Below are 15,889 nucleotides of genomic sequence, written 5' to 3'. Positions count from 1 at the left end.
GTGGAGTGAGACCCGCGACCGCGCGAAGAGGAGAACGACCCCCATGAGCAACCACACCTACCGGGTCACCGAGATCTACGGCACCTCAGAGGTGGGCGTCGACGAGGCCATCCGCAACGGGATCGGCCGGGCGTCCCAGACCCTCCGGGAGCTGGACTGGTTCGAGGTGACACAGGTCCGCGGGCATATCGCCGGCGGCCGGATCCAGCACTACCAGGTCGGGCTGAAGGTCGGCTTCCGCCTGGAGGACGGCGACACGGCGGGCTGACCCGAGGCCCGGTCCCAGGCCCGATCGGCGGGGGCCCGCTCAGGTGCGCCCCTCGCGCTCCTGCCCGTCCTTCAGCGCCTGTGACGTGCTCGCCCAGCGAGCGCGTACGACCCGGAATCCCGCACGTTCCACGGCGTCGCACACCAGCTCGTCGTCGTCCACGAGCATGCGGATCTCCCGGCCCGCGGCCAGCTTGCCCAGCCGCTCCACCTTGGTCGTGCGGGCCGGCCTCCGGTCGTCGTTGCGGCGCATGAAAAGCCGGCCGTCGGGAAGACCGTTCGCGCGCAGCCACGTGAGCGTGTCCTCGCGGCAGCGTTCGGGACGGCCCGTCAGATAGACGACCTCGCACTCCTCCGCGCTCGCCAGGGCCAGCGCCACTCCCTCGGCGAGCGGCGTGTCGTCCCCCGCCGCGTCGAAGAAACCGTTCCAGTCCTTCGGCCTGCGCTCCAGGAAGTGCTGGCGGTGCGCGGTCTCCGCGAGCGTCCCGTCCAGATCGAATACCGCCAGTGGTCCCCAGTTGTCCGTCACACGCCCAGCCTAGAGAAGGGCCGGGGAATCCTCGCGCCGCGTCGGTGTTGAACCGAACGTGAGCTCAGCGATCGCAGACATCCCGTTCTCCGTACTCGACCGCTCCCGCACCCGGGAGGGCCGGGACGCTCCCGAGGCCCTGCGCGACACGGTGCGCCTCGCGCGGCGGCTGGAGGCGCTCGGCTACCACCGCTTCTGGGTCTCCGAGCACCACAGCGTGCCCGGCGTCGCGGGCTCTGCGCCAACGGTCCTGGCGGCGGCCGTCGCCGCCGCGACCTCCACGATCCGCGTCGGTACGGGCGGGGTGATGCTGCCCAACCACCGGCCGCTGGTCGTGGCCGAGCAGTTCGGGGTGCTGGAGTCACTGTTCCCCGGCCGGATCGACATGGGCCTCGGCCGCTCCGTCGGCTTCACGGACGGGATACGCCGGGCGCTCGGCAAGGAGAAGCAGGATACCGAGGACTTCGCCGACCGCATCGAGGAGTTGCTCGGCTGGTTCACCGGTGACCAGCGTCTCTATCCGCAGGTGCACGCCCTGCCCGCCGAGGGGCTGCGCCCGCAGCCGTTCGTCCTGGCGATGGGCGAGGGAGCGGACATCGCCGCCGCGGCGGGTCTGCCCATGGTCGTCGGCGACCTGCGCGGCCGTGACCGGATGCTGCGGGCGGTCGAGCGCTACCGCGAAGGCTTCCGTCCCTCCCCCTGGGCGGACCGCCCGCACGTGGTCATCTCGGGCACGGTCGCGGTCGCCGCGACCGAGGAGGAGGCACGCCGCCTGCTCATGCCCGAAGCCTGGTCGATGGCCCACTCCCGCACCCGCGGCGTCTTCCCGCCGCTCGCCCCCGCGGAGCGGATCGAGACGCTGACGATGACCGCCAAGGAGCGGGAGTTCTACGAGTCGGGCCTGCGCGGCCATGTCCAGGGCACCGAGGAACAGGTGGCCGGCACCCTGGAGTCGGTGATCAAGGAGACCGGTGCGGACGAGGTGCTGCTGACGACCAGCACGTACGACCGCGACGCACTCCTGGACTCCTTCACCCGCCTGGCAGGTGTCGCGGGACTGACCCGGGTCCCTGCCCCCAACGTGCCGGCCGATCCCGCGCGTCGAGGCGTGGCGACGGCGTGACGACGTCCTAGCGCGCCACCTTGCGCGTCGCCCGCAGCCACTCCTTGTTCATCGCCGTGATCGACGGCAGCGGGATGCCCTTCGGGCAGGCCGTCGCGCACTCGCCGGTCAGGGTGCAGCCGCCGAAGCCCTCCTCGTCCATGGTGGCGACCATGTCCAGGACCCGGGTCTCGCGCTCGGGAGCGCCCTGGGGGAGCACGTTGAGGTGGTTGACCTTGGCGGAGGTGAAGAGCATCGCCGAGCCGTTGGGGCACGCCGCCACGCACGCGCCGCAGCCGATGCACTCGGCGTGCTCGAAGGCGAAGTCGGCGTCCGCCTTGGGCACCGGCGTGGCGTGGGCCTCGGGGGCGGAGCCCGTGGGAGCGCTGATGTAGCCGCCGGACCCGATGATGCGGTCGAACGCCGACCGGTCCACGACCAGGTCCTTGACCACGGGGAACGCGCCCGCCCGCCACGGCTCGACGTCGATCGTGTCGCCGTCGGAGAAGTGCCGCATGTGGAGCTGGCAGGTGGTGGTGCGTTCGGGGCCGTGGGCGTCGCCGTTGATGACGACACCGCACGCGCCGCAGATGCCTTCGCGGCAGTCGTGGTCGAACGCGACGGGGTCGTCACCGGTCAGGATCAGCTGCTCGTTGAGCGAGTCGAGCATCTCCAGGAACGACATGTCCTCGGAGATGCCGTCGATGTCGTACGTGACCATGGCGCCGGTGGCGTCGGCGGCGCTCTGCCGCCAGACGCGCAGGGTGAGCCTCATGCGTAGCTCCGCTGGGTGGGGTGGACGTACTCGAAGACGAGGTCTTCCTTGTGCAGGACGGGCGCGGTGCCGGTGCCGGCGAACTCCCAGGCCGCCGCGTACGAGAAGGCGTCGTCGTGCCGTTCCGCCTCGCCGCCCTCGGTCTGGGACTCCTCGCGGAAGTGGCCGCCGCAGGACTCGGCGCGGTGCAGCGCGTCGAGGCACATCAGCTCGGCGAGTTCCAGGTAGTCGACGATGCGGTTGGCCTTCTCCAGCGACTGGTTGAACTCCTCGCCGGTGCCCGGCACCTTGATCCGGCGCCAGAACTCCTCGCGGATCTGCGGGATACGGTCGAGCGCCTTGCGCAGTCCGATCTCGCTGCGGGCCATTCCGCAGTGTTCCCAGAGCAGTTCGCCGATCTCCCGGTGGAAGGAGTCGGGGGTGCGGTCGCCGTCGACGGCGAGCAGCAGCCGCAGCCGGTCCTCGGTGTCGGCGACGGCCTCGGCGACCGCCGGGTGGCTGTCGTCGACCGTGTCCTGGTGCGGGTTGCGGGCCAGGTAGTCGTTGATGGTGGACGGCAGGACGAAGTAGCCGTCGGCGAGGCCCTGCATGAGGGCGGACGCGCCGAGCCGGTTGGCGCCGTGGTCGGAGAAGTTGGCCTCGCCGATCGCGAACAGTCCCGGGACGGTGGTCTGGAGGTCGTAGTCGACCCAGAGCCCGCCCATCGTGTAGTGGATCGCCGGGTAGATGCGCATCGGTACCTGGTAGGGGTCCTCGGCGGTGATCCGCTCGTACATCTCGAAGAGGTTGCCGTACTTCTCCTCGACCGCCCCGCGGCCGAGCCGGCGGATCGCGTCGGCGAAGTCGAGGTAGACGCCCTGGCCGCCGGGGCCGACGCCGCGGCCCTCGTCGCAGACGTTCTTCGCGGCGCGCGACGCGATGTCGCGCGGGACGAGGTTGCCGAAGGAGGGGTAGATCCGCTCCAGGTAGTAGTCGCGCTCGTCCTCGGGGATCTCGGCGGGCGGGCGGGTGTCGCCGTGGGCCTTCGGCACCCAGATACGGCCGTCGTTGCGCAGCGACTCGCTCATCAGCGTGAGCTTGGACTGGTGGTCGCCGGAGCGCGGGATGCAGGTGGGGTGGATCTGGGTGAAGCAGGGGTTGGCGAAGTGCGCGCCGCGCCGGTGGGCGCGCCAGACGGCGGTGGCGTTGCTGTTCTTGGCGTTGGTCGAGAGGTAGAAGACGTTGCCGTAACCGCCGGACGCGAGGACGACGGCGTCGGCGAAGTACGTGGACACCTTGCCGGAGATCAGGTCGCGGGCGACGATGCCGCGGGCCCGGCCGTCGACGACGATCAGGTCGAGCATCTCGGTGCGCGGGTGCATCTCGACGGTGCCGGCCGCGATCTGCCGGGACAGCGCCTGGTAGGCGCCGAGCAGCAGTTGCTGACCTGTCTGGCCGCGGGCGTAGAAGGTTCGGGAGACCTGGACGCCGCCGAACGAGCGGGTGTCGAGGAGACCTCCGTACTCGCGGGCGAAGGGCACGCCCTGGGCGACGCACTGGTCGATGATCTCGACGGAGATCTGCGCGAGCCGGTGGACGTTGGACTCGCGGGCCCTGAAGTCGCCGCCCTTGACGGTGTCGTAGAAGAGGCGGTGGATGGAGTCGCCGTCGTTGCGGTAGTTCTTCGCGGCGTTGATCCCGCCCTGGGCGGCGATGGAGTGGGCGCGGCGCGGCGAGTCCTGGTAGCAGAACTGGACCACGTGGTAGCCCTGTTCGGCGAGTGTGGCGCCGGCGGCGCCGCCCGCGAGCCCGGTGCCGACGACGATGACGGTGTGCTTGCGGCGGTTGGCCGGGTTGACCAGCTTGGCCTCGAAGCGGCGGGTGTCCCAGCGCTCTGCGACGGGCCCGCCCGGGGCCTTGGTGTCGACGAGGGGTTCGCCGGTGGAGTAGTCGGTGTACGTGGGCGGGAGGAGGTCGTCCATATCAGCTCACCAGTCCGGTCATGACGCCTACGGGCAGGGAGATGAAGCCGACGGTCAGCACCAGCGCGAGTCCGTTGGCCATGATCTTCAGTACCCGGTCACGGGTGGCGCTGCCCATGCCGAGGGTCTGTGCGGCGCTCCAGAAGCCGTGCCGGATGTGCAGTCCGAGGGCGAGCATCGCGGTGATGTAGATGACGTTGCCGTACCAGGTGGAGAAGGTCGCGACGACGTTCTCGTACGGGTGACCCGGCTGGGCGTTCTCGTTGACGGTGAGGGTCGTCAGGTCGAGCAGGTGCCAGACGATGAACAGCGCCAGGATGATGCCGCCCCAGCGCATGGTGCGCGTGGCGTAGCTGGCGCGGCGGCGCTTGTGCACGTAGGAGGTGGGTCGGGCGGCGATGTCGCGGCGGCTGAGCTGGTACGCGCAGACGCCGTGCAGGATCACGGCGGCGAGCAGCCCCACGCGCACGATCCACAGGGCCCACTCGTAGTGCAGGACCGGCTCGCCCATGGTGCGCAGCCAGTGTCCGTACTCGTTGAACTCACCGGGGCCGAAGAAGATCTTCAGATTGCCCAGCAGATGCGCGACGAGGTAGCCGAGGAGGACCAGGCCGCTGACGGCCATGACGGCCTTCTTGCCGACCGTGGATCCCCAGAGGGTGCCGAGCACCGAGGGCCGTTTGCCGGGTCGCCCGCCGCCCGGCTCACCGGCCTTCCGGTCCGCCCGCTTGTCCGTACGCGTTGCCAGAGCCATGTCACGCACGCTAGGGCCGCATCCACCAAGAGGTCCAAGACATGGTTCGGCTCATGTCCATAGCCTCTGCCTATCGTGGGTCTATTCTGGACACATGCAGTTCCAGCAGCTCGTCTATTTCGTCGCCGTCGCGGAGACCCTGCACTTCACCCGGGCCGCCGAGCGGGTGCATGTCTCGCAGCCGTCGCTCTCCCAGCAGATCCGGGCCCTGGAGAAGGAGCTGGGCGCCGAGCTGTTCGGCCGTGCGCGGGGCAATGTCGCACTCACCGACGCGGGCGAGGCTCTGCTCCCGACCGCCCGGCGGATCCTCGCCGACGCGGAGACCGCACGCCATGAGGTGCAGGAGCTGGTCCAGCTGCGGCGCGGCCGGGTGCGGCTGGGCGCGCCGCCGAGCCTCTGCACCGGGCTGCTGCCGGAGGTCCTGCGCGACTTCCACGATCAGCACCCCGGCATCGAGCTGCTGATCGAGGAGAGCGGCTCGCACGATCTCGTACGGGAACTGGCGCGCGGCGCCCTGGACTTCGCCCTCGTGGTGCTCCCGCTGCCGACGCCCTCACCCGCGCTGACGACGGTCGAGCTGCTGCACGAGGACCTGGTGGTGGTCTCGTCGGCGGCGGTGCCGGGACCGCGCCGGCCGGTCCGGATCTCCGACCTCCAGCGGGAGCAGCTGGTGATGTTCCGGCACGGCTACGACCTGCGGGAGCTGACCGTCGCCGCGTGCCGGGCCGAGGGCTTCGAGCCGACGTTCACCGTCGAGGGCGGCGAGATGGACGCGGTCCTGGGTTTCGTACGGGCCGGACTCGGGGTGGCGGTGGTGCCGAGCATGGTCGCGCGGCAGGCGGGGCGCGATCTGCGGGTGACGCCGCTGGCGCCGCCGGGACTGCGCCGTACGATCGCGCTCGCCCACCGCAGCGACGTCGCGCCGCCGCGCGCCGCGCGCGAGCTCCAGAGGGTGCTGTTCAGCACACGGGCACGGAGCGGCTCGGACGGCGCGGGGGCCGGCCGCGGGGCCGGGGACGGCGCGCGACGCGCGTAGCTGAACGGGCGGCCGGTGCTCACCGCGGCCACCCGTTCCTGACGGCTTCAGACCGCGTCGGCCAGCGACAGGGTGTGCAGCATCTCCGGCGGGCCCGGACGCGCGTAGTACCAGCCCTGCGCGGTGTCGCAGCCGAGCATCCGCAGATGCTCCGCCTGCGTCCCGGTCTCCACGCCCTCCACCGTCACGGTCAGCTCCAGGCTGTGCGCGAGGGAGACGATCCCCTCGACGATCTTGATGTCGACGGGGTCGGCGGGGTGCTGCTGCATTCCCTGGGTGAAGGAGCGGTCCAGCTTGAGCACGCTCACCGGGAGCCTGCGCAGATTCGCCAGGTTCGAGTAGCCCGTGCCGAAGTCGTCGAGCGCGATGTCGACACCCATCTCGGCGAGCTGCCGCAGCGGCTTGAGCAGATCCTCGTCGGCGCCGATCAGCGCGGACTCGGTGACCTCCAGGCAGAGCGAGCCCGGTTCGAGACCGACCCGTTCCAGCACCTCGACCGTGTCGGCCACGAGGCCGGGGTGGTGCAGCTGGGCGGGCGAGAGGTTCACGTTGATCCGCAGCGGGCCCGCGAAGGTGCCGGCCGCCAACTCCTCCTGCCAGGCCCGCGCCTGGCGTACGGACTGCTCCAGCACCCAGCGCCCGAGCGGCACGATCAGCCCGGTGTGTTCGGCGAGCGGGATGAACCGGTCGGGGCCGAGCACCCCGTGCGTCGGGTGGCTCCAGCGCACCAGCGCCTCGGCGCCGTGCACCGTGCCGTCGGCGAGATGGACCAGCGGCTGGTACTCGATGAAGAACTCGCCGCGCTCCAGGGCGGTCGGCAGCGACGTGGTGAGCCCGTGCCGGGTGATGGCGCGGGCGTCGGCCTCGGCGTCGGCGTACTCGAACCGGTTGCCGCCCGCCGACTTGGCCCGGTACATGGTGATGTCGGCGCTGCGCAGCACCTCGGCGGCGCTGAACGCGCCCGCCTCGCCCTCGACGATGCCGATACTGCCCCGGACGGTGAACTCCCGGCCGTCCAGGCTGATCGGGGTGGCCAGCACGCCCAGTATGCGCGACGCGAGGTCGTTCACCTCGCGCTGGGTGTCGGGGCCGGTGGTCAGCGCCACGAACTCATCGCCGCCGAGCCTCGCGACCATCTCGCCGGGCGCCGTGGCGCAGCTCTGGAGGCGGTCCGCGACCTCGACCAGCATCCGGTCGCCGGCGGAGTGGCCGAGGCTGTCGTTGATCGCCTTGAAGCCGTCGAGGTCGAGGTAGCAGAGGCCGAATCGGGCCGGCTGCCGGGCTCCGGGCGCGGTTTCCTTGCGCGTCACTTCGAGGCCGTCGTGCGCGCCGCTCTCCGCCGCGCCCTCCGCGCCGTCCTTGGGCACCGCCTTCACGGCGTCCCTCGCGCTGTCTTTCGCGCCGTCCTTGGCGGTGTCCTTGGCGTCCTTGGCCGTGTCCCTCGCGGGAGCCAGCGCCTTCTCCAACCGCTCGAAGAACAGCGTCCTGTTCGGCAGTCCGGTGAGGGCGTCGTGGGTCGCCTCGTAGCGCAGCCGCAGATTGAGCAGCCGCCGCTCGGTGGTGTCCTCCAGCAGCACCAGTTGGTACTGCGGCACTCCGTCGACGTCCCGGAGCAGCGAGACTGTCAGATTGGTCCACAGGACTGTGCCGTCGTTACGGAAGAACGGCTTCTCCGTACGGAAGTCCTCCCGTTCGCCCCGTATGAGCTCACCGTGCATCCGCCAGACCTGCGGGACGTCGTCGGGGTGCACCCACTCGCTGACGTTCCTGCTGCGGACATGGTGTTCCAGGCCGCCGAACATCTGGGTGAGGGTGTCGTTGACCTCCAGCACACGACCGTCGAGATCGGCGATGCCGATACCGATCGCCGCTCCCTCGAACACCGCGCGGAAGCGGGCCTCCGTGGCGTGCAGCGCGTCCTCGGCGGCGCCGCGCGCCGCGAGCGCGGAGCGGGCGATGGCCTCCTGCTCGGCGAGGGTGCGCTCACGCAGCGCCAGGGCGAACCCGGCGGCGAGCGCGTGCTGGAGCCGGGCGCAGCGCGCCCGCAGTTCCTCGGCGGCGAGGTCGTCGGCCCGATCGGCCGCCGCGCCGCAGTACAGCACCAGATAGGCGTCGACGACCCCCAGGGAACGCGCGAGGGCTTCCGGGTCCGTGCAGTGCGCGGCCACCAGTGCGGCGCCCACGCCGTGCGCGGGCGCGGCGTCGAAGGTCTTGTGGTGCAGCGCGTCCCTCAACCGGCGTGCCAGGGGCAGCAGATGGTGTTCGAGCTCGGGCCGGGTCAGTGACGTGGCCGTCGCCGGGAAGATCGCCCGGCTCCAGATCGTCGCGAACCGCCTGAGCCGGTCCTCCACTCCGTCCGGTTCCGTCTCCGCGTCCGGGACCTCCGCGGGCACCATCACGCCTTGCGTCCCACTCCGGCGAAGCCCGACAACGCGTACGGGTCCTCCTGGCCGTCAGGGCTCTCGGGCCGCCAGTTCCCCATGGGCACCAGACCGGGCTCGACGAACTCGTAGCCGTCGAAGAACCCGGTGATCTCCTCGCGCGTGCGCATGACCAGCGGGTTACGGATCTCCTTGTAGACGCCGACCGTCCCCGCCACCCGTTCCTGGGGCAGCGGGATGCCCGCGTACGCGGCGTGGCACACGGCGATGACGCTGCCGGGGGCGAGGGCCTCGCTCAACTCCGCGACGGCCCCGAAGGGCTTGTCCTCGTCCTCCAGGAAGTGCAGGACGGAGACCAGCAGCAGACCGACGGGCCGGTTCAGGTCGAGGAGCCCCCGGACCTCGGGGCTGTCGAGGATCTGCCTGGGTCTGCGGAGATCGGCCGCGACGACGTCCGCCTTGTCGTTGCCTTCGAGCACCGCCCTGCTGTGCGCCACGGCGACCGGGTCGTGGTCGACGTACACCACCTTGGCGTCGGGATCGGCGGCCTGGGCCACCTCGTGCACATTGCCGAACGTGGGAATGCCGGAGCCGATGTCGAGGAACTGGGTCACGCCCTCGCCAATGGCGAAACGGACAGCACGGCGCATGAACGCCCTGTTCGCCTGCATGATCTTGGGCAGCCCCGGCATGAACTCCATTGCCTTACGGGCCGCTTCCCTGTCCACTTCGAAATTGTGCGAACCGCCCAGATAGTAGTCATAAATGCGGGAAACGCTCGGCACCGATATGTCGATGCCTTGCGGTGCCCAGGCGGGACGCTCCATCGAGATCTCCAACAAGTCGCCACGGTGAACGGCCTTGTACATGGCCGGTGTTCGAGCCGAGGCTACTGATCGCCCGCCAAGAGAGCGAGCGGAAACGGAAATTAGCGGTCCGTTCTCGGTCACACCCGAACCCGTCACGCAAGCGGTCCGCCGTCACGCACGGGTGCGTGACGGCGGACCGATCGGTCGGAGGCGCGACGTGGGGACTACTTGGGCGCTCCGACCAGCTTGGAGTCGGGAGCGACGGCGTACCAGGTGCCGCCGACGCCCTGACCATTGGTGTCACCGGGCTTGGCGTCCCCGGCGAAGGTATAGATCGGCCAGCAGTCGATGGTCTGCTGCTTGATTCCGTCGGGCCGGTCGAACGTCACGAAGCCCTTCTTGATGATGCCTTCGGTGTCGTTCTTGTCCACCGGAGCGACTACCGGCCACTTTTCGAGGCAGGCACCGGTGCAGGCCGTCTTCATGGGCCACGCAGTGTCCTTCTTGAACCGATATACCGTCATACCCTTGGAGTCGACCACGATTTCGCCGAGCTTGGGATCCTTTCGCACGGACAGTCCGGCGAGATCGGCGTCGGTGCCGCCGGCCGCGTCCCCTCCGGCCGCTCCGGGAGCGGCCTTCTTTCCGTCGGGCGCGGAGGCGAACCAAGTTCCGCCCACACCCTGCCCGTTGGCGTCACCGGGATTGGTGTCCTTGGCGTAGCGGTACACCGGCCAGCCGCCGAGGGTCAGTTGCTTGGTGCCGTCGGCGCGGGTGACCTCTCCGATCTTCGACGCGTCGGTGCCCGCGGCGGCCTTCACGTCCCCGGCCGCTACGACAGGCCACGCCTTCTCGCACTCGCCCACACAGTTCGACTTGGAGGGTTCGGCGGTGTCGTTGTCGAACCGGTAGAGCGTGAAGCCCTCGCTGTCGGTGACGACCTCGCCGAGCTCCTTGCTGTCCCAGACGGCCAGTTGGCCGGCCGTCTTGGGCTCGGCCGCCGACTCGTCGCCGTAGCCGCTGTCCGCTCCGTAACCGGCGTCGGCGGGTGCGGCGGCGCCGACCGCCTCACCGTTGGGGCTCTCACCCTTCTCCTGACCGCACGCCGTCGTCAGGGCCAGTACGGCCACCGCGGTCACCGCGAGCGAGGCGTTCCGCCAGGTGTTCATGTCAACTCCCGTAGTTCGTAAGCTAGTTGGGGCGCCAGGGCCGCGCCGTTCATGGTCCTAAGTACGCACGAGAGGGTGAGGAGCGTTCAACGCCTCTCAAAGAATCTTCAGAAAGAAACGCGGAGAGGCTCGAATCCCCCCGATCAGGGGAACCCAGCACCATTTCGGCGCGGCGTGGGCCACGCTCATCCATGCTGCCGCCGTGTACCGATCATTCGCCGTGCGGACCCTGGCCGTCACCGGACTCGTCTGCATACTCAGCGCGCCCGTCCCCGCTGTCGCAGCCGTCTGCGTCTCGGCCTGGACCGGGCCGGGCGGTGCGGGCGTGGTCGTCGTCATCGGCGACGGGCCCTGCCGGCCCGAACCGCCGCCGTCACCGCCGCCGCCCTCACCGCCTCCGTCGCCCGAACCGCCCGAGTCGCCTCCGCCTTCACCGCCGCCGACTCCCGAGCCTCCGCCGGAGCCCTCACCACCGCCGCCCCGGCCCGAACCGGAGCCCGAGCCGCCCGTGGCCGCCGAGCCCGCGCCCGTACCGCCACCGCCCGCGCCGCCGCCCGTGCTGCGGCCCGCGGTCGTCCCGCCCGCTCCTCCGCCTCCGCCGCCGCCCGTCACGCCCCCGGCACCCGCGCCGTCACCGTCGCAGACGCCGCCGAAGGCCGATCCGCCGGAGGTACGGGTCCTGCCCGCGTACAGGGCGCCGGCCCGCAAGCGGCCCTCGGACGGCACCTCGGTCGTGATGCTCATGCTCCTGCTCACGGCACCGGCGGTGCTCGCCGCCGCCATCCTTCGCCCCCGTTCCCGATAGTTGACGGAGACCCATGTCGGAATGGCTTGTCCTGTCCCTCGCCATGGCCGCGGCCTGCGCGGTCGTCGTGGCCATCGTCCTCATCAACAACCGCCGGGTACCGGCCGACGACGACCCCTCCGAGAGCCCTGACGTCCTCGAATACATGACGATGATGATCGGCGTGGTCTACGCGATCGTGCTGGGTCTGGCCATCGCGGGCGTCTGGGAGGCGCGCGGCGGCGCCCAGGAGTCCGTACGCCAGGAGGCACAGGCCCTGCACGAGGTGCAGGCGCGGTCCGAGGTCTACCCGGCCGAGGTCCGCGACCGGATCCGGGGCGACGTCGACGCGTACGTCTCGTACGTGGTCGACACCGAGTGGCCCTACATGTCGGAGCACGAGAGTCTCAGCGAGAGGGGAACGGCGCTGCTGGAGCGGGTGCGGCGCGGTGTCACCGACTACGTGCCCGCCGACGACCACCAGGCACAGGCCTACCAGCCGCTGGTCGACCAGGTGGCGGCGGCCGACGACGCGAGAGGCGCCAGGGGGGAGAACGCGGGGGCGACCATGCCGGGGGTCGTCTGGTTCGGCCTCATCACGGGCGCGGTCGTGACCGTGGGGCTGATCTTCACGCTCCAGATCCGGCGCACTTGGCGGGAACTGCTGCTGGCCGGACTGTTCAGCGCCCTGATCGCCTTTCTGCTCTTCCTCATCTGGGACTTCGACGCGCCGTACGGCCGGGGCATCGCGGCCACGGCCGGCCCGTTCACCGATCTGTTCCCGCACATCCGCATGTAGGGCGGCAGCGGTCCTCGGGCCCCGCGTACGGGCGCGGGGCCGGTCCTTCGAACGCCGGACGGGATCGCGGCAGCGGACCGTCCGGCGACCGGGCCGTGCCGGGGAGCTGAGCGCACGGGTCCTCCGTGGGTCGGCGACCGGCGCGGACCAGTCGGGTGACATGACAACCCGTTCGCCGGACTGAGATCGCGGCTGTGGTACGGCACTCCTAGCGTGCCGGGTATCGAGGTGCATTTCCCGCCATCTGCGGAAATCAGTTCCGCACTGCTCCTCGGAGACCCGGAGGATTGTCCATGCGCGCGATACGTGCCGCGTCCGCCGCTCTGCTGGGAGCGGCCGCACTCGCACTGACTACGCCTGCCGTGGCCATGGCCACGGCGGCGGCCCCCACCCCTTTCGGCTTCGCCGTCACCCCTTCGGTGATCGCGGCCGGCGGCCAGGTGACCCTCACGGTCACCGGCTGCAGCAGCACCGCCACCGCCGAGTCCGGGGTGTTCGACGACACCCCCATCCCCTCCGGAGGATCGGCCCGCGCCTCCATCTTCTGGGACGCCAAGCCCGGAGCGATGTACGAGGTGACCTTCACCTGCAACGGTGAGCAGGGCACCACCGACCTCACCATCGCGGGCGGCACCCCGTCGCCCACGCCGACCCGGACGCCGACCTCCACCCCGACCCGGACACCGAGCCCGGCCGTGACCCGGACGGCGACCACCAGCTCTACGGCGATCGCGCCTCCCGGCGGTGTCCGCGGGGGGCTCGGCGGCAGCTTCATCGGCATGAACGCCACCGAGCTCGCGATCGGCACCGGTCTGGTCGCCGTGGCGGCCGCCGGCACCGTCCTGGTCGTCCGCCGTCGCTCGGCGAGCCGCGACCACTGACCGGCCGCCGCACCGACAGCGGGTCGAACATCCGTCGCCCCAAGTCCTGTTGAGGACTTGGGGCGACGGGCGTTCGCCGTACGGAGGCCCGGCCGGTCAGACGAGCGTGTTGCTCGCACGACGGCGGCGGGCGATGAATACCGTGCCGCCGACCGCGGCCGATGCGACAAGACCGGCGCCGACCGCCATCTCGGTCGAGCTCGGACCGATGGAGCCACCGAGGCCACCTTCCGCACCCTGTCCGGCGAGCACCCGGAAGCGGTGGGTCGCGATGCGGCTGTTGTCGCTGCACTTGACGGACAGGTTGTAGTCGCCCGGCGTGGCGTGGTTGTGGATCCGGGCCCTGGCCTCCGAGTGGCCCGAGGAATTCACCGAGAGCTGCGCCTTGGGGAAGGCGTTGGACGTGACATGACCGCCGTGGCCGCAGCCCTCGACGGTGATGTGCAACGTACCGCCCTGGTGGACGGAGAACGGGTTGACGGTGATGTTCCTCGGACCGTTGGTGGCCCCGGCCAGCGGGGCGGAGAGCGCCACGGCGGCGCAGGCCGCGGCAGTCACCATGAGAGCGCGTGAAGCACGCATCGTTGAGCCTCCAGCGGAAGACGCCCCAAAGCGGTGCTCCGGGAAATTCGACGAGTACGCCCTCCATGACGAACCATCACCGGCCAGCACTTTCGACGCATTTCGGCACTGGTCCACCCCGGTGAGGCGACACGCCGAAGGATCGCCGCCGGAGCTGACGGACCCGCAGGTCACAGAGCGTCAGAAATTTTTGTATGACGAGTACTCGAATGGGGCAGCTGAGCCGGCGCGGACGGGCGCACCACCCATTCGCCCTCCAGTTCTCGCCGACCCGGACCCGCGCGTTTAGCGTGCGTAGCAGGCGCCCACGAAGGGAGAAACATGGGCCTGGACCACGGCGGCTCGGAGTCGAGGAGACGCTCGCCCTGGGGCGTTCTGGCTCTTGTCATGCTCTCTGGTCTCGCACTGATGCGGAACGGGGCCGATGTCTCCCTCGGCCCTCCCCAGCCTGCCTCGGCGGCGGCGCTGGACACCCGGCGGGAAGCGGTGACCGAGCCCGAGACCGTCCCCATCGTGAAGCCGCTGCCGTACGCCCCCATGTCGCGCGTGACGATTCCGTCGATCAAGGTCGACGCCCCGGTGATGGACGTCGGGCTCGACCCGGAGGGCTGGATCGCCGCCCCGCCGCCCCAGGACGCCAACATGGCCGGCTGGTACCAGAACGGCGTCGCCCCGGGCCAGCGCGGTACCTCGGTCGTCGTGGGCCATGTCGACAACCAGGCGGGCCCCGCGGTCTTCTACGGCCTCGGCTCGCTGAGCAAGGGCGAGCACATCGAGGTGACCCGCTTCGACGAGCGGGTGGCGGTGTTCGAGATCTACGGCGTGGAGGTCTTCTCCAAGGACGACTTCCCGGGGGCCCGGGTGTACGGCGACACCGGCCATGCCGAACTGCGTGTGATCACCTGCGGCGGCGGCTACTCCAAGGCGGGCGGGTACGACGGCAACGTCGTGGTCTTCGCCCGTCTCGTGGAGACCCGCTGAGGGCGCCGACGGGGGTGGTGGGCCGTCCCGCCCACCACCGCCGTCAGGGTCTCGGTACGGTGATGCCGTACCCCTCCCTGAGCAGCCTGGGCAGATAGTCCCGGAGCGCGGCCACGCTCTGCGAGCGGTCACCGCCCGCGTCGTGGGACAGCACCACGACTCCCGGCGCCGCCCCGTCGATCACTCTCCGGACGATCTTCCCGGTGCCCGGTGACTTCCAGTCGAGGGTGTCCACGGTCCAGGCGAGCGGCTCCATCCCGAGGTCGGCGCCGATCTCGAAGGTGTGCCGGTTCCAGGAGCCGTACGGAGCGCGGAACCAGACCGGTGGACGGCCCAGCGTCCGCTCGATCACCTCGCTGGTCCGCTCCATCTCCGCGCGGATCCTGCCCGGCCGCAGCTTCGGCAGCTCCGGGTGCGACCAGGAGTGGTTACCGACGATGTGCCCGTCGTCGGCCATCTCGCGCAGCAGGTCCCGGCGGCCCGTGGCCATCTCGCCGCAGACGAAGAACATCGCGCGTACGTCGTGCTCGCGCAGCGTCTTGAGGATGCCGGGGGTGTAGTGGGGGTCGGGCCCGTCGTCGAAGGTGAGCACCATCGAGCGGCCCAGGTCCGGCAGTTCCAGTAAAGGCTCGCGGCGTACGGGAAGCCTGGCCGGCCGGTACCCGGGCGGCTGGAACTCCGTCATGGGACTCAGCCGGTAGGAGGCCGGCCGGCCAGGCAGGGCCGCGGCCTGCGGTCCCGCGGCCGGGGGGCCCGTCGGCGGGCCCGCGGTCGCCGGACGCCCCGGTGTGCGGGCCTCCCCGGCGGTCAGCAGCCGGGCCAGCCCGACGGCCCCGAGAGCGGCCGCGACACGCAGCACGGCCCGGCGCCCCGGAATCATCTGCTCCTTCTTGATGGCTTCCATGGCCAATGGCTCGCACGGCCGGTGCGTCCTGTCCCTCACCGACACCGTGGAGGGCCGGGAAAGCACCCGATGGGATGAGCCGATGAGCTTCGGCCGGGCCGGACCCGGCGGACGGCGTACGGAGCGGTTCGCCGGTGGCACCCGCCGGACAGGGCGTAGGGACCTCCCCCGGGAG

Annotated in this window: 16 protein-coding genes and 1 pseudogene; 6 read left to right on the top strand and 11 right to left on the bottom strand. The window is 70.8% G+C overall.

The features are described from left to right. Positions 1-43: 43 nt before the first annotated feature. Positions 44-268, top strand: a complete 225-nt coding sequence (locus tag ACIBBB_RS04040) for a dodecin (protein WP_398978401.1) — start codon at positions 44-46, stop codon at positions 266-268. Positions 269-307: 39 nt separating this feature from the next. Here ACIBBB_RS04040 and ACIBBB_RS04035 read toward each other — a convergent pair whose 3' ends face one another. Beyond that, entirely contained in the window at positions 308-796 is a 489-nt protein-coding gene (locus ACIBBB_RS04035; RefSeq protein WP_398978398.1) for a hypothetical protein, read from the bottom strand. A gap of 58 nt (positions 797-854) precedes the next feature. Here ACIBBB_RS04035 and ACIBBB_RS04030 point away from each other — a divergent pair, with 58 nt between their 5' ends. Continuing rightward, positions 855-1,919, top strand: a complete 1,065-nt coding sequence (locus tag ACIBBB_RS04030) for an LLM class flavin-dependent oxidoreductase (protein ID WP_398978396.1) — start codon at positions 855-857, stop codon at positions 1,917-1,919. A 7-nt stretch (positions 1,920-1,926) separates the two neighbouring features. On the opposite strand, the gene ACIBBB_RS04025 is transcribed toward ACIBBB_RS04030, so the two are convergent. From ACIBBB_RS04025 to ACIBBB_RS04015, 3 genes are read right to left on the bottom strand one after another with little or no spacing between them, the layout of a single operon-like run. Continuing rightward, positions 1,927-2,673 carry a succinate dehydrogenase/fumarate reductase iron-sulfur subunit gene (locus ACIBBB_RS04025; protein ID WP_398978394.1) on the bottom strand — a complete coding sequence of 249 codons (747 nt, stop codon included), beginning with the start codon at positions 2,671-2,673 and terminating at the stop codon, positions 1,927-1,929. After that, positions 2,670-4,634: a fumarate reductase/succinate dehydrogenase flavoprotein subunit gene (locus tag ACIBBB_RS04020; RefSeq protein WP_398978392.1), complete on the bottom strand. Its 1,965-nt coding sequence runs from the start codon at positions 4,632-4,634 to the stop codon at positions 2,670-2,672. The genes ACIBBB_RS04025 and ACIBBB_RS04020 overlap by 4 nt, the downstream gene beginning before the upstream one ends. A gap of 1 nt (position 4,635) precedes the next feature. After that, positions 4,636-5,304 carry a succinate dehydrogenase cytochrome b subunit gene (locus tag ACIBBB_RS04015; RefSeq protein WP_398978835.1) on the bottom strand — a complete coding sequence of 223 codons (669 nt, stop codon included), beginning with the start codon at positions 5,302-5,304 and terminating at the stop codon, positions 4,636-4,638. A 178-nt stretch (positions 5,305-5,482) separates the two neighbouring features. Here ACIBBB_RS04015 and ACIBBB_RS04010 point away from each other — a divergent pair, with 178 nt between their 5' ends. Further along, positions 5,483-6,424 carry a LysR family transcriptional regulator gene (locus ACIBBB_RS04010; protein WP_398978390.1) on the top strand — a complete coding sequence of 314 codons (942 nt, stop codon included), beginning with the start codon at positions 5,483-5,485 and terminating at the stop codon, positions 6,422-6,424. 47 nt (positions 6,425-6,471) lie between these two features. On the opposite strand, the gene ACIBBB_RS04005 is transcribed toward ACIBBB_RS04010, so the two are convergent. The 5 genes and pseudogenes from ACIBBB_RS04005 to ACIBBB_RS03985 form a co-directional block, all read right to left on the bottom strand. Next, complete coding sequence (locus ACIBBB_RS04005) at positions 6,472-7,734, bottom strand: putative bifunctional diguanylate cyclase/phosphodiesterase (RefSeq protein WP_398978833.1); 1,263 nt, start codon at positions 7,732-7,734, stop codon at positions 6,472-6,474. 138 nt (positions 7,735-7,872) lie between these two features. Continuing rightward, positions 7,873-8,820: pseudogene (locus ACIBBB_RS04000) on the bottom strand (PAS domain S-box protein); the annotation flags it as partial. After that, on the bottom strand, positions 8,820-9,632 hold the full coding sequence (locus tag ACIBBB_RS03995; protein ID WP_398978832.1) for an SAM-dependent methyltransferase: 813 nt from the start codon (positions 9,630-9,632) through the stop codon (positions 8,820-8,822). The pseudogene ACIBBB_RS04000 and the gene ACIBBB_RS03995, both read right to left, overlap by 1 nt. A gap of 206 nt (positions 9,633-9,838) precedes the next feature. Further along, entirely contained in the window at positions 9,839-10,783 is a 945-nt protein-coding gene (locus tag ACIBBB_RS03990) for an SCO0930 family lipoprotein (protein ID WP_398978388.1), read from the bottom strand. A gap of 96 nt (positions 10,784-10,879) precedes the next feature. Then, complete coding sequence (locus ACIBBB_RS03985) at positions 10,880-11,527, bottom strand: hypothetical protein (RefSeq protein ID WP_398978386.1); 648 nt, start codon at positions 11,525-11,527, stop codon at positions 10,880-10,882. 74 nt (positions 11,528-11,601) lie between these two features. On the opposite strand from ACIBBB_RS03985, the gene ACIBBB_RS03980 reads away from it, so the two are divergent. Both ACIBBB_RS03980 and ACIBBB_RS03975 read left to right on the top strand, forming a co-directional pair. Continuing rightward, positions 11,602-12,366, top strand: a complete 765-nt coding sequence (locus ACIBBB_RS03980) for a hypothetical protein (RefSeq protein ID WP_398978385.1) — start codon at positions 11,602-11,604, stop codon at positions 12,364-12,366. Positions 12,367-12,659: 293 nt separating this feature from the next. After that, the gene (locus ACIBBB_RS03975; protein ID WP_398978383.1) at positions 12,660-13,247 is read left to right on the top strand and encodes a hypothetical protein; all 588 of its coding nucleotides are present in this window, start codon (positions 12,660-12,662) and stop codon (positions 13,245-13,247) included. A 96-nt stretch (positions 13,248-13,343) separates the two neighbouring features. On the opposite strand, the gene ACIBBB_RS03970 is transcribed toward ACIBBB_RS03975, so the two are convergent. Further along, positions 13,344-13,829, bottom strand: coding sequence for a hypothetical protein (locus ACIBBB_RS03970; protein ID WP_398978382.1), 486 nt, complete (start codon positions 13,827-13,829; stop codon positions 13,344-13,346). A gap of 321 nt (positions 13,830-14,150) precedes the next feature. Between ACIBBB_RS03970 and ACIBBB_RS03965 the strand changes: the two genes are divergently transcribed. Next, the gene (locus tag ACIBBB_RS03965) at positions 14,151-14,810 is read left to right on the top strand and encodes a class F sortase (protein ID WP_398978380.1); all 660 of its coding nucleotides are present in this window, start codon (positions 14,151-14,153) and stop codon (positions 14,808-14,810) included. 43 nt (positions 14,811-14,853) lie between these two features. Here ACIBBB_RS03965 and ACIBBB_RS03960 read toward each other — a convergent pair whose 3' ends face one another. Continuing rightward, positions 14,854-15,714, bottom strand: coding sequence for a polysaccharide deacetylase family protein (locus tag ACIBBB_RS03960; protein WP_398978378.1), 861 nt, complete (start codon positions 15,712-15,714; stop codon positions 14,854-14,856). Positions 15,715-15,889: the final 175 nt, after the last annotated feature.

The organism is Streptomyces sp. NPDC051217 (assembly GCF_044455465.1).
Taxonomy (GTDB): Bacteria; Actinomycetota; Actinomycetes; order Streptomycetales; family Streptomycetaceae; genus Streptomyces.
The sequence above is the reverse complement of the archived record's forward strand: the minus strand, read 5'-3'. Positions and strand labels throughout refer to the sequence as shown.